Here is a 13,475-nt window from a genome sequence, read left to right on the forward strand (position 1 = left end):
GTTAATCTGCGTTTCTAAATTTATATATTAATAGCTTTCTCAGTTTTTTGACACCTTCTTGTTATTTATACTGTTTTTGAATAAGAGTAGTCGTATGTTATATGATTAAATCTTCTGCAAAACCTTGCATATGATTGTAAATCTTGCTAATATTGCATGTAGACTTCTCTGGTGAGTTGAATATAAACAGACTCTTATAATCTATTTTATCATATCATAGAACTATGACTAACCAAAATCTGATAGCGCAATGCAATGAGGCAGTCATTCATTTTGCGGACGAATGTATAAAATGGCAGGAACAAATAGAAGTACTTTCTTCTACTATGGACGAATCTCTTGCAGTTCCATTGGGAAAGAAACTGTGTGCTTTGTCTGCCTCCCGGGAAGAAATGGATATTTACCGTCGGATGTTTGCTGCCAACGAAGAGTGTAGTCCTATGAATGTCGGAGAGATATGCAGAAAATACATTAATGATTATAATAGTGATAAGAATCACAAAAAATATCATAATATGTATCGGAAAAAAGACGCTCGCGAAGTAAGAACAAGAAGGTTGAATCAGATTCTGATAGCTCCGGATATAGAGACACCCGAACAAAAACGAGAGGCCTGGACTTTGTATAATTATTCGCCTTTATTTAGGTTGGCATTTACGCAAATACTGGATAATGCTGTTAAATATAGTATGCCAAACACTACTATTGATATGCAGATGGAAGTGCATGATGAATATAAACAGATTACTTTTTCTAATTTTGGCCCCCGGCTGGAAGAGGACGAAGCAAAGCGTGTTTTAGAACATGAATATCGTGGGATTAATGCTCAGTATTTGACAACTGAAGGACATGGATTGGGGTTAAGCATAGTGAAAGAAATAGCCGATTCGCAGGAGGTACAGGTAATAGTGGAAAGCGGTGAAGAGGCCAGCAATAGTTACGATAATGTACCTTATGAACTTTTTTCGATTATCTTAGTGTTCCCTCATCGTGATACCCCTGCTTCAGCTCCTGCATTTCTGCAGGATATTTCAGATAATACAGCGATAGGTATCTATCTTCATGAAATGAATCGTGTGATACGTACCTGCTATCGGAAATTATCGGATATCTGCAATTGGGCTACTTCTAACCGTCAGGAATTGCCCGAAGAGATGTTTTTTATATGCAATTGTATGCGGGTCTCCTATTTGCATATGCAGGCATTATTTTTTTATATTGATTATCTTCTGCTGCCACCAGACATGTGTGTGTATGGCAATCCGTTGGAAAAGACGGTTTCGCTGGATACAATTCTGAATAATATATGTGTGGCCTATCGGGATGAGCTAGAATATGATAAAGACTTTTTGCCTTCTTTTTCTTTTCCGGCCAAAGAACTTCTTTTATATATTTATTTGAATGGCATTGTATATCATTTGTTGGAACATCGTAAGGTGAAAGAAGAAAAGTTGGAAATGAATATTGATATTGAAACAAGTTCTGTTGTTTTCCGGGTGAAAAGTGGCTTTAATGATTTAGGAAGGAATGAAAAGCCCGTTTCTCTGGCAGAAATGGAACATCTGGACTGTCATAGATGGGGCTTTTATAATTCCATATTGCAAAACACAACAAGCGGATTTACATCAGTTATTAATAAAACAGTAATCTTGTATATAAAATAGATATGAAAAATTTCTTAAAGGAAGTTCTGAAAACAACGCTTAGCACTTATTTTGCATCTGTTGTCACAGGTGTAGGTGGTGTGTCATCTTTGATTGCATTATTTCATGATGTATCAGGATATTATGTTATCTATTTATGTGCTTTATTGCTATTTCTTAGTTGGTATTGCTTTTATTTGTCAAAGCAGAATAAGGCAAATACAAAGCGGGAGGAGACTAATATCAAAGTAACCAAATGTTCTTCTGTAACTTCTTTAAAAGAGAGAACATTCAATATTCTTGCTATTGATGACCAATATAAAACGCGACAGTATTTGAAAGAAAATTTTCAGAGCGAATGCCTCACAGTGATAGAAGCTATTCCTACCCCTTTGTTTGCTGAGGGATTTGATATTATTATATCCGATTTGATAGGTGCCGGTCCCGGTAAAAAAGAGAATGCAACGCAAATATTACAGGGAATAAGAAAACGTTATCCTTATAAATATCTGATAATCATGTCGTCTGAACCGTTGCTTCTTGTAGAAGTTGCCCAATGGGCGGATGCAACTATAACAAAGACTGAGACGGACAGTTTGTATGAGAAACTTTCAGTTGCATTGTTAAAAGCAAAGGAAGAGTTATCCAACCCCCAAAAGCGTTGGGAGAATCTAAAGGTACAGGGAGCGATTTTGCAGGATTCCTATAATAAAGAAGAGGAATATAGTCTATTTCTTGCTTCACATCACCCTTCTACCCTAATTAAATGATACCATCATTGAAACGCAAATGATCGCAGATTAAATGGCTGTGCTATACGTAAGCTATGATACTCTTTGCGTGAATCTGCGAGTTTCTGCGTTTCAACAATTAAAACTCAGTGAAACTCTTTGGTGAGTCTTATTTTACTTTTTTCTTTCTTCCTCCACTCTCTTTTTCCATCTTTGAAATGATTTCATGAGGGCATCTTCGTGTTTGTCTTCAATGTGATATTTATCCATAAATAGTAACAGTGATTTTTTATACATGATTCCGTTACGGAATTTATTTTTCAGCATGATACTGTGTAACTCAGTCTTCAGCATTGTTTCTATTTCCTCTTCGATGATGATGACACTGTTGTGTCCCAGGTAATTGTATGTTTCGGGTTCTTTTCCATATCTCGGGTCGGGGATTATGAGAGTCAGATTCCCGGTTTCCCGCCATGATACGTCTCGTGGACGTTTAACTGTGAGGTTTTTGATGACATGATACAAGTTTTCGATACTTTTTAACCTGATAGCATTGAGCTCCGTGACTACGCTGTTTTGATAGCGTACATACATGTAAGCCGCCAGATAGGGCTTTACATAGATGGTTGTTGTGACCATTCTGATTAGATTTTATGTAACAATTCTTTTATCTTCATGGCCGTCTTCGACGGTTGAATTCAGTGCCATTGTGTTGAGAAAAAATCAACACTTTTTGGAGCTTTTTGGCACTTCTGTAAGAAGTTGTATATCAAATGGTTACAAGGTCTATTTCTTTCTCGTAGAGAAATATTGTTTTTCTCTACGAGGAACGGGGCTTTTCTCTACGAGGAATCGATTGAATCTCGTAGAGAAATATGTGCTTTCATAAAATCCAAACCACAAAAGTAAAATAAAATCTATTTCATGTATTTTCTTATTCTCGATTGATTTAGTTGTTTTGTAATAAAATATGGGGGTGTGAGCGTGTGTTGGTTTATATCGTGCATATGTATGAACGAATGTTGGAAAATGAGATGATTTTTCTCGTTTAATCTATTAACTAAATTTAAACAAGAGGATTTGAAATGGGAGTGAACTCATTTAGCTGGGAAAGTATATTTTCTATTTATACTTGTTGTCAGAAAAATGCGAGTATTTGGAGTGTTTTTCGGAATATTATTATCAGTACAAAGTAAGAGTGAAATAGGGGATTCTTAATTGTTGATTAATAGTCGTTTGATATTATTCTTTTATTTGAATAGTGTTTCAATAAACGTTCGTTTATTGGCACAAAAATATGTCCTTTTTTTTAATGTACAAAATATTTTCCAATAAAAATAATCTGATCATATCCTTTCTGAATATATTTTATTGATTCATAGGAATTTGTGTTTGTCTATAAAAAGATAATTGGTTTATTATTAATTTAACCTAAATAGAAATAAATGCTTTTCTAAAATGGCGTGCCAATAAACGAACGTTTACTGAAACACTATTTGGTGTTAAAAGTCTTGTTTATAGTTATTTATGTGCTAATAATATAAAAATAGTGCATAATACATATCTCCCCTCTTTATGTTTTGTCTCCTGTGATAGGGAAACTATTGAGGGCTAGTGTATTTTAAGAATTGATAATCCGTTTTTATACACGCTTGACCGGAAGGTATTTTATTACCCCGGTGTCCCCAAAGAATATCCAATTGTGAACAAATCCACAGACATCTGTTGGTATCCACTTCGTGTCACCTATAGCCGTGAGTTACAATTGAAAGAAGTGCTTGATGCCGAGCGTATAGAGAATTTTATTCCGATGCATTATGAGTACGTGAAACAAGGAGAACGTAAGATACGAAAATTGGTTCCTGTTGTACATAACCTTGTGTTTGTTCATAGCTCCTTTGTTTGTATTGATCGTGTCAAACGGTCACTTGGTGCTTCCTTATCCGTACGTTATATCATTGATCGTGAGACGAACCGCCCACTTATTGTTCCGGATTCGCAGATGCGTAGTTTTATTGCAGTTTCAGGTAATTACGACGAACAGATTGTTTACCTTGATCCTGCTCTTACCTCTTTACGTAAAGGGGATCGTGTGCGTATCGTCGGTGGTGTTTTCGAAGGGGTGGAAGGAGTTGTTATCCGTGTAAAAGGCGATCGCCGTGTCTCTGTTTGTATCAAAGGCATTATGGCTGTGGCTACTGCATATATTCATCCTTCTTTGATAGAACTAATTCCCGATACTATTTGTGAATAAAAGAAATTGATTCGTTCCGTATTTTCTTATCAATTGTCACCTGTATAAATAACTAAACTGTAAATCTATCTATATGTTGTCTTTTCAATCACAAGTTGATACGTTGTACCGTACGACCCGTGACCTTCTTAACATGGGTTTTGACGGGACTCCTCTTTATTCCAATGAATTTTGTGCGCTTAATACAGAAGTATACCGTCAAGCTGAGGCTCTATTTGTATTGAGAGGTTCCAACATTGAAGAGGAAGCGCAACGCTGTTATGTTTTATTGACTGCTTATCATGCAACTATCTACGATCATGGTAATAAGAATCTGAAAATTCAGTCCTTACTTGATCGTAGTTGGCAATTGTTCGAACAACTCCCTGCTTCCTTGCTGAAGTGCCAGCTTTTAGTGGCCTGTTATAGCGAAGTTTTTGATGAAGATTTAGCTCAGGAAGCACATGCTATTATGAATAGTTGGACCGGACGTGAATGGACTAAGGCGGAATGTGAAGTTTCCGATTATTTGGATAGTCTGGAAACTAATCCTTGGCCTGATTGGGAAATTGTAGAATGAGTCATATTGTAATTTTATGGAATTGTTTAATAGCTAATTTATGAGAATAAAATTTCTGAATAATTGTTTGCTGTGTCTGTTGACGCTTTTGGTATCTTGTTCTGCTCCCAAAGAGGTGCTTTACTTGCAGGATATAACTTCTTTAAAGGAAGAAAATATTGATAAGAATTATGAAGTTATCATTCATAAGGATGATTTGTTGGCTATTCTGGTGAATAGTAAAGATCCTGAATTGGCTTTGCCATTCAATATGCCTATGGTTAGTTATCAGATAGGTAGTACTACTTCCGGTCAACAACGTCTTTTGGGTTACCTTGTCGATCAGAACGGTGATATTGACTTTCCTATCTTAGGAAAGCTTCATGTGGAGGGATTGACCCGTATGCAGGTTACCGAACTGATCAAACAAAAACTCATCAGTGAAGATTTGATCAAAGATCCTATTGTCACTGTCCAGTTCCTGAACTTTAAAGTATCTGTGATGGGTGAAGTAGCACGTCCCGGTACATTCGATATTTCCGGTGACCGGATAACTCTATTGGAGGCCTTGAGTATGGCAGGCGATTTGACTATTTATGGCCGTCGTGATCGCGTAGCTGTTATTCGCGAAAAAGATGGTAAACGCCGTATTCTGTATCATGATCTTCGCTCTTCCGATATTTTTCAATCGCCCTGCTACTACCTTCAACAGAATGACATTGTGTATGTAGAACCCAACAAAGCGAAGACAGGGCAGAGCCGTATTAACTCCAACAATTCAGTTGGCGTATGGCTTTCTGCGGTTTCCGTGCTTGCTTCCATTACTTCTCTGATTGTCACCATGTTTAAATAACCCGGAATATAAAGAATTGATAATGAATACCGAATCGAAAAATAATAATAGTCTTGAACAGGAATCTGAGATCAATATAACCGATATTCTCCGTTTTGTACTATCCAACTGGTATTGGTTTGTACTATCCGTTTTAGTTTGTATCGGCATTGCGTTCTTTTACGTAAAGTCCTCTTCCAAAGTATACAGCCGTAAGGCCTCCGTTTTAATCCGCGATGATTCGAAAGGTGGCGGAATGAGTGAGTCGGCGGTTTTTTCAGATCTTTCTCTTTTTGGTGGTAAACGTAATGTGGATAATGAAGTGCTTGTTTTCCAATCCCGTCATTTGATGGAGGAGGTTGCGCGGCGTTTGCATTTGGATATGAGCTATAAGGTGAAGAATGGCCTGCGCAGTGAGGAACTTTATACGCATGCTCCGGTCACCGTTTCTTTTCCGGAAGCGGAGGAGCGGCAGGTTATAAAAGTCATGGTTACTCCTGTTGATTCTGCTACGGTGCGTCTTTCCGGATTCTCTTTAGCTGTAGGGGGTGGGGGCGTTCATTCGGAAGAGGTTTTGGATGTACATCTGAACGATACTGTTTCTACTCCGATCGGTCCGATGGTTGTTACTCCTACGTTGTACTATACGGATGTATTTTACGGTAAGCCCGTAAATGTAGTCAAATCCAATTTGGAGAGTGTTATCGAAGGGTATCGTGCCAGATTGAAAGTGTCTCTTGCCAGCAAGACGGCCACCATTATCAATCTTGTCTTGGATGACGTCTCTACTGCCCGTGCGGAAGACATTTTGAACATGCTTATTGCCGTTTATAATGAGGATGTTATCAATGATAAGAACCAGATAGCCGTAAATACTTCCAAGTTTATCAACGAACGTCTGATCATCATCGAACGTGAATTGGGAAGTGTGGATGCTAATATCGAAAGCTTTAAACGTGAAAATCAACTGACGGATATTACTTCCGAAACTGGCATGTATCTTGCCAATACGAGTCGTTATCAGCAGGAAGGTCTCAGTCTGGAGAATCAGTTGAGTATAGCCAGATACATTAAGGAGTATTTGACTGATCCTCAAAAGAGTTCAGATTTGATTCCTGCCAATACGGGTATCTCGGATAACAGTGTTGAATCTCAGATCAAGGAATATAATGATATTCTTTTGAAGCGTGACAAGCTGGTGGTGGGCAGTAGTAGTAAGAATCCGATAGTGATAGATCTGAATAACTCTCTGAGTGCCATGAAGCAGACGATTATCCGTTCGGTAGATAATCTGATTGTAGGACTGAATATCCAGTTGAAGAATATTCGTGAGCAGGAAGAGCAGACCACGAAACGTATTGAGGCTGTGCCTGCCCAGCAGAAATATGTGCTTACAGTAGAACGTCAGCAGAAGATCAAGGAGGAGCTTTATCTTTATTTGTTGAATAAGCGTGAAGAAAACGCTTTGACACAGGCCATTACGGAGAGTAATGCCCGTATTATAGATGCTGCTTCGGGTAGCAGTGCTCCGGTGGCACCTAAAACAATGATGATTTTCTTGGCTTCCATTGTTTTAGGTTTAGGTATTCCCATGGGTGTATTCTGGTTGTTGAATGTGACGGATACGAAAGTCCGCACCCGTAAGGAGTTGGATGGAGTACTTACTATTCCTTTCTTGGGTAATATTCCCCGTCATGGTAATAATAAGGGTGAGGATTCGGATGGTATTGTTGTCCGTGAGAACAGTCGTGATTCTGTCTCCGAGGCTTTCCGTATCATTCGTACAAACATGGACTTTATGCGTGTGAAAGCCGCCAACTTACAGGTGGTCATGTTTACATCCGCCAATCCGGGTGCGGGTAAGACGTTTGTCTCGAGTAATCTTGCCATGAGTATCGCCCAGACGAATAAAAAAGTTGTTCTGGTTGACGTTGATATCCGTAAGGGGACATTAAGTGGTATTTTCTCTAACTCTTCCAACCGTATGGGGTTGACGCACTATCTTTCCGGCAGTACGGATAAGTTGGATGATATCATTGGTAGGAGTGAGGAGTATGATAAGCTGGATGTCATTTTCTCCGGTCCCGTACCTCCCAATCCTGCCGAATTGTTGTTGAGTGAACGCTTTGATCGTCTGATAACGGAACTTCGTAAACGTTATGATTATATCATTGTGGATAATGTTCCTGCGGGTATGGTGGCCGATGCTTCTATTGTCAATCGTGTAGCCGATCTTACCATTTTCGTAGTTCGTTCAGGTGTGATGGATCGTCGTCAGTTACCGGAATTGGAGAACATGTACCGCCAGGAGCAGCTTCGTAATATGTCGGTGATATTGAATGGAGTTCCTTCAGATCATAAGGGCTACGGTTATGGCTATGGTTATGGCTATGGTTATGGCTACGGTTATGGAAACGAAAGCCATAGTCATAACGGAAAGCATAAAAGCTTGAAGAATTTTTTCTCCCGTTTTTTGAAACGTTCGTAAGAATTGAACGTTTGCAACACATTAGTTGCTAAGATGATAAGTACAACACAGGAGCTGTTTTTCGGACCGATGAGAGATGTGGAAAAAAATTGGCAGCTCATAAAAAGACGTTAAGTCTTTTTGAGAGGGAGACATCTGGCGAAATAGTCGTCATCATCGAGACCAAAGCTGGTCGTTACGATCAATGTCGAAACGAGTTCTTGTATATAAATAATTTCTAAAATTGCAATATAAAACAGATAATATTATGTCAGTATTCAAAGGCAAGACACTCCTTATCACAGGAGGTACAGGTAGTTTTGGTAATGCAGTCCTTCGTCGCTTCTTGGATAGCGATATCAAGGAAATCCGCATTTTGAGTCGTGATGAGAAGAAACAGGACGATATGCGCCATTTTTTACAGGCAAATCGTTCTGAGGTTGCAAATAAGGTAAAATTTTATATTGGTAACGTTCGTCAGCGTGAAGCTGTTGACTTCGCAATGGATGGTGTTGATTATGTTTTCTCAGCTGCTGCTTTGAAGCAGGTGCCTTCTTGTGAATTCTTCCCTATGGAAGCTGTTTGTACCAATGTAGAGGGTACTAACAATGTGCTTCTTTCTGCTATTGCTCATGGCGTAAGCAATGTTGTTGTCCTTTCTACTGATAAGGCTGCATATCCTATCAATGCTATGGGTATCTCTAAGGCAATGATGGAAAAGGTAGCTATCGCTCAGGGACGTGCGCTTGGTACTGATGCTAAAACCTGTATTTGCTGTACACGTTACGGTAACGTAATGGCTTCTCGTGGTTCTGTTATTCCTCTTTGGGTAGAGCAGATGATGGAAGGTAAACCTATCATGATCACAGATCCTAACATGACTCGCTTCATGATGACTTTGGATGATGCTGTTGATCTTGTAATTTATGCGTTCACTCATGGCGAGAATGGTGACCTCTTTGTTCAGAAGGCTCCTGCTGCTACCCTTGATGTTCTCGCAGAGGCATTGAAACAGACATATGCCAAGATTGATCCTAAGTATGGTGAGACCGGGGTGAAGGTCATAGGTACTCGTCATGGTGAGAAACTTTACGAGACTCTTGTTACTCGTGAGGAAATGGCTAAGGCGATCGATATGGGTGACTATTATCGCATCCCTTGCGACAATCGTGACCTCAACTATGATAAGTTTTTCACTGAAGGTGACCACAAGGTAGAGCAGGTTGAGGAATATCACTCTCACAATACTCACCGCCTCGATGTAGAGAGCATGAAGGAACTCCTCCTGAAGCTTAATTTCATTCGTGAGGATCTCGGCCTTCAGGCTCGTGCTAAGGCTCGCGACTATCGTTCTGAATAATCTTATAGCTTATGAAGATATTAATATTTGGTGCTAACGGTATGGCTGGTCACATCATCGCACTCTATTTTAAGGAGCAAGGGTATGATGTGACGGGTTTTACCCGTAGACCTATATCATATTGCAAGAATATCCTTGGCGATGCAGCAAATCCTGCTGACGTAAAGGCTGCTATTGAGAGTGACGATTTTGATATCGTCATTAATGCGATTGGCATTCTCAATCAATTTGCAGAAGAAAACAAGTCAATGGCAGTGATGCTCAATGGTTACCTTCCTCACTTCATTGCTGACACTTTGAAAGATAAGAAGGCTCGACTCATTCATATAAGTACCGATTGCGTCTTCGCTGGCAATACCGGTCCTTATTATGAGGACAGTTTCCCGGATGGCAAAATCTTCTATGATAGAAGCAAGGCTATTGGCGAAATCAATGATGACAAGAATCTTACCTTCCGTAATTCAATAGTAGGACCGGATCCTAACGAGAAGGGTATCGGTCTTTTCAATTGGTTTATGAAGCAGAATGGCTCTGTAGGTGGATACACTGGTGCTATTTGGACAGGTGTTACCACTTTGACTCTTGCAAAGGCTATGGAATCTGCCATCAAGGAGAATCTCACAGGCCTTTATAACTTGGTGAACAATGAGAGCATCAACAAGTTCGATCTTCTCGGTTTGTTCAACAAGTATTTCCGCCATGGCGAGATAACAATTAATCCTAACGATAAGCTTCAGCTCGATAAGAGTCTTCGTCACAAGCGTACCGATTTCTCTTTTCAGGTACCAAGTTATGATCAGCAGGTCAAAGAAATGGTTGATTGGATAAACGACCACCGAGATTTTTATCCACATTATTTCAGAAAGTAAACAATGATATGAAGAAACTCAAATTAATGACTATTGTCGGTACTCGTCCGGAGATTATCAAGATGAGTGCTATCATCAAGAAGTCAGATAAATATTTCGACCATGTGCTGGTTCACACAGGTCAAAACTATGATTACAACCTCAACGAGGTATTCTTTAAGGATCTCGGTCTTCGGGAGCCTGATTACTACCTCGGGGTAGTAGGTAAGAACATTGGTGAGACAATGGGTAACGTCATTGCCAAGGCTTACGACCTCATGGTTGAGGTAAAGCCGGATGCGGTGATCGTTCTTGGCGACACTAACTCTTGCTTGAGCATTGTTGCAGCAAAGCGTCTTAAAATTCCTATCTTCCACATGGAGGCTGGTAACCGTTGCAAGGACGAGAACCTTCCTGAAGAGGTAATACGTAGAATTGTTGACGTTACATCCGATGTCAATATGTGCTATTCCGAGCATGCTCGCAGATATATCCTCGAATCAGGTGTTAGGCCAGAGTACACTTATGTTGTAGGATCTCCTATGGCAGAAGTTCTCTCTGAGGTAATGCCACATATTGAGGCTTCAAACGTGTTGAAGGATCTCAACCTCGAGTCAAACAAGTATATCCTCCTCTCTGCTCATCGTGAAGAGAATATCGATATAGAGAGCAACTTCTTCTCACTGATGAATGCTGTCAATGCAATGACAGAGACTTACAACATGCCAGTGCTCTACAGCTGCCATCCTCGTAGCCGTAAGATGATCGAAAAGCGCGGTTTCAAGTTCGACTCTCGTGTTATCCAGCATGCACCTCTTGGTTTCTTCGACTACAACAAACTCCAGCAGAATGCCTTCTGTGTAGTTTCAGACTCTGGTACCGTTCCTGAGGAGAGTGCCTTCTTCCATTTTCCTGCCGTAAGCGTTCGTACTTCTACCGAACGACCAGAGGCGATGGATAGGGGTGTCTTCACTATTGGCTCTATCACTTCAGAGGCAGTTTGTCAGGCAGTCGACTTGGCTGTTACCATGCATCAGAATGGTGATGACGCTTGTGATGTTCCTGCTTATGCTGACACGAATGTTTCTACTAAGGTCATCAAGCTCATTCAGAGCTATGTCGGCATTATCAACAAGATGGTATGGCGTAAGAACTAAGGTATATCCGTCGGCACAGGTGGAGCTCAAGCTTGACGTTCGATACGTCCTGACGGAACTAATCAAAAATAATAATATACTTTTATCACAGCTATGGTTACTGAAAATCTCTTTTATGGCAGTCAATCAACTTAGAGCAGGGGCAGCACTCAACTATGTTGTAATATTACTTAATATATTAGTTGGTTTGCTTTATACTCCTTATATGCTTCGTATGATGGGGCAGAGCGAGTATGGTTTATATTCTCTTGTTGCTTCTGTTGTTTCCTATCTTACAGTACTTGATTTAGGACTTGGTAATGCCATTGTAAGATATACTGCAAAGTTCAGAGCTGAAGGAAAAGTTAAGGAGCAGTATGAGATGTTCGGAATGTTCCTTATTCTCTATTTGGCAGTAGGTCTTATTGCGTTCATAGCAGGAATGGGATTATATTTCAATGTTAATAATCTGTTTGGCGACACCATGACAGCCGTTGAGCTTGATCATGCTCGCATCATGATGCTGATATTGGTATTTAACCTTGCGTTTACTTTTCCAATGAGTATCTTCGGCTCAATCATAACAGCATACGAACGCTTTGTGTTTCCGAAGGTGATCAATATAGCCCGAACCATTCTCAATACCGTTATCATGATAGTACTTCTCTCTATTGGTTATAAAGCTATTGCGATGGTTGCTTTGTTGACTTTCTTCAATGTTTTGACATTAGTAATCAATTATCTATATTGCAAGAATAAACTCCATATACAAATACACTTTGGAAAATTCAAATGGGATTTTCTCCGTGAGGTTGCAATTTATTCCTTTTGGATTTTCCTAAGTGTTATTATGGATAAAATCTATTGGAGTACTGGTCAGTTTGTTTTAGGGGCAGTTTCTGGCACAGTAGCTGTTGCTATATTTGCTGTTGCTATTCAATTGCATGGAATGTATATGATGTTTTCTACTGCTATTTCGTCAGTGTTTCTGCCAAAGGTAACAGGGATGGTAACATTAAATAATGATCCTCAAGAAATTTCAGATTTGTTTGTGAGAACTGGCCGAATCCAAAATATTATTATTCTCCTTATTTTATTAGGATTTATTGTTTTTGGGCATCCATTTATTATCTTGTGGGCAGGTAACGATTATTCTGCTGCTTATTATATGGCACTTGCTTTCTTTGTTTCTTTATATATTCCGTTAATTCAAAATATAGGCATTACGATACTTCAAGCAAGAAATCAAATGAAGTTTAGAAGTCTTTTATATATTGTGATTGCGATAGTTGCCTTGATAGCAGAAATAGTGTTTGCCAAGTTATGGGGTGGTATTGGATGTTCGCTTGCAATAGCTGGCGCTTTGCTGATTGGTCAGGGGGTTATTATGAATATCTATTATCATACCAAACAACAACTTGATGTTTTGAAATTTTGGAAGGAAATATGCAAAATGGATCTTGTTCCGGTTGCAATTTCGCTTATATTTATTTATTTGACCCAAAATGTTTTTATTATTGATTCATGGTCATCATTGGCTATAGGAGTCCTTTTATATGGAATTATCTATATTCCTCTATTTGTGGTTTTGGGCATGAATAAATATGAACGAAATCTGTTCAGACCTATCTGTAAGCGTATTTTTCGATAAAGAATAGAATTGATT

Annotated in this window: 11 protein-coding genes; 10 read left to right on the forward strand and 1 reads right to left on the reverse strand. The window is 39.3% G+C overall.

The window, feature by feature from the left end; all coding sequences use genetic code 11:
- Positions 1-224 precede the first annotated feature (224 nt).
- The gene (locus tag ACESQI_RS13210; RefSeq protein ID WP_122201959.1) at positions 225-1,664 is read left to right on the forward strand and encodes a sensor histidine kinase KdpD; all 1,440 of its coding nucleotides are present in this window, start codon (positions 225-227) and stop codon (positions 1,662-1,664) included.
- A 2-nt stretch (positions 1,665-1,666) separates the two neighbouring features.
- Positions 1,667-2,413, forward strand: coding sequence for a hypothetical protein (locus ACESQI_RS13215; protein ID WP_122201960.1), 747 nt, complete (start codon positions 1,667-1,669; stop codon positions 2,411-2,413).
- A gap of 135 nt (positions 2,414-2,548) precedes the next feature.
- On the opposite strand, the gene ACESQI_RS13220 is transcribed toward ACESQI_RS13215, so the two are convergent.
- Complete coding sequence (locus ACESQI_RS13220) at positions 2,549-3,013, reverse strand: hypothetical protein (protein ID WP_373126280.1); 465 nt, start codon at positions 3,011-3,013, stop codon at positions 2,549-2,551.
- A 1,063-nt stretch (positions 3,014-4,076) separates the two neighbouring features.
- Here ACESQI_RS13220 and ACESQI_RS13225 point away from each other — a divergent pair.
- The 8 genes from ACESQI_RS13225 to ACESQI_RS13260 all read left to right on the forward strand — a co-directional run bounded on the left by ACESQI_RS13225 (position 4,077) and on the right by ACESQI_RS13260 (position 13,460).
- On the forward strand, positions 4,077-4,628 hold the full coding sequence (locus ACESQI_RS13225; protein ID WP_195571408.1) for a UpxY family transcription antiterminator: 552 nt from the start codon (positions 4,077-4,079) through the stop codon (positions 4,626-4,628).
- A gap of 73 nt (positions 4,629-4,701) precedes the next feature.
- A complete protein-coding gene (locus ACESQI_RS13230) occupies positions 4,702-5,187 on the forward strand; it encodes a UpxZ family transcription anti-terminator antagonist (protein ID WP_025867911.1) in 486 nt (161 codons plus the stop codon).
- A 40-nt stretch (positions 5,188-5,227) separates the two neighbouring features.
- Entirely contained in the window at positions 5,228-6,019 is a 792-nt protein-coding gene (locus ACESQI_RS13235; protein ID WP_373126282.1) for a polysaccharide biosynthesis/export family protein, read from the forward strand.
- Positions 6,020-6,041: 22 nt separating this feature from the next.
- Positions 6,042-8,486 carry a GumC family protein gene (locus ACESQI_RS13240; protein ID WP_373126284.1) on the forward strand — a complete coding sequence of 815 codons (2,445 nt, stop codon included), beginning with the start codon at positions 6,042-6,044 and terminating at the stop codon, positions 8,484-8,486.
- Between the two features lie 247 nt (positions 8,487-8,733).
- The gene (locus ACESQI_RS13245; RefSeq protein WP_195571615.1) at positions 8,734-9,825 is read left to right on the forward strand and encodes a polysaccharide biosynthesis protein; all 1,092 of its coding nucleotides are present in this window, start codon (positions 8,734-8,736) and stop codon (positions 9,823-9,825) included.
- Positions 9,826-9,836: 11 nt separating this feature from the next.
- Positions 9,837-10,694 carry a sugar nucleotide-binding protein gene (locus tag ACESQI_RS13250; RefSeq protein ID WP_196039451.1) on the forward strand — a complete coding sequence of 286 codons (858 nt, stop codon included), beginning with the start codon at positions 9,837-9,839 and terminating at the stop codon, positions 10,692-10,694.
- An 8-nt stretch (positions 10,695-10,702) separates the two neighbouring features.
- Positions 10,703-11,830: a non-hydrolyzing UDP-N-acetylglucosamine 2-epimerase gene (wecB, locus tag ACESQI_RS13255; protein ID WP_195571621.1), complete on the forward strand. Its 1,128-nt coding sequence runs from the start codon at positions 10,703-10,705 to the stop codon at positions 11,828-11,830.
- Between the two features lie 115 nt (positions 11,831-11,945).
- Positions 11,946-13,460, forward strand: a complete 1,515-nt coding sequence (locus ACESQI_RS13260) for an oligosaccharide flippase family protein (protein ID WP_195571624.1) — start codon at positions 11,946-11,948, stop codon at positions 13,458-13,460.
- The last annotated feature ends 15 nt before the right edge of the window (positions 13,461-13,475 follow it).

Source organism: Bacteroides sp. HPS0048 (assembly GCF_964240755.1).
Taxonomy (GTDB): Bacteria; Bacteroidota; Bacteroidia; order Bacteroidales; family Bacteroidaceae; genus Bacteroides; species Bacteroides nordii.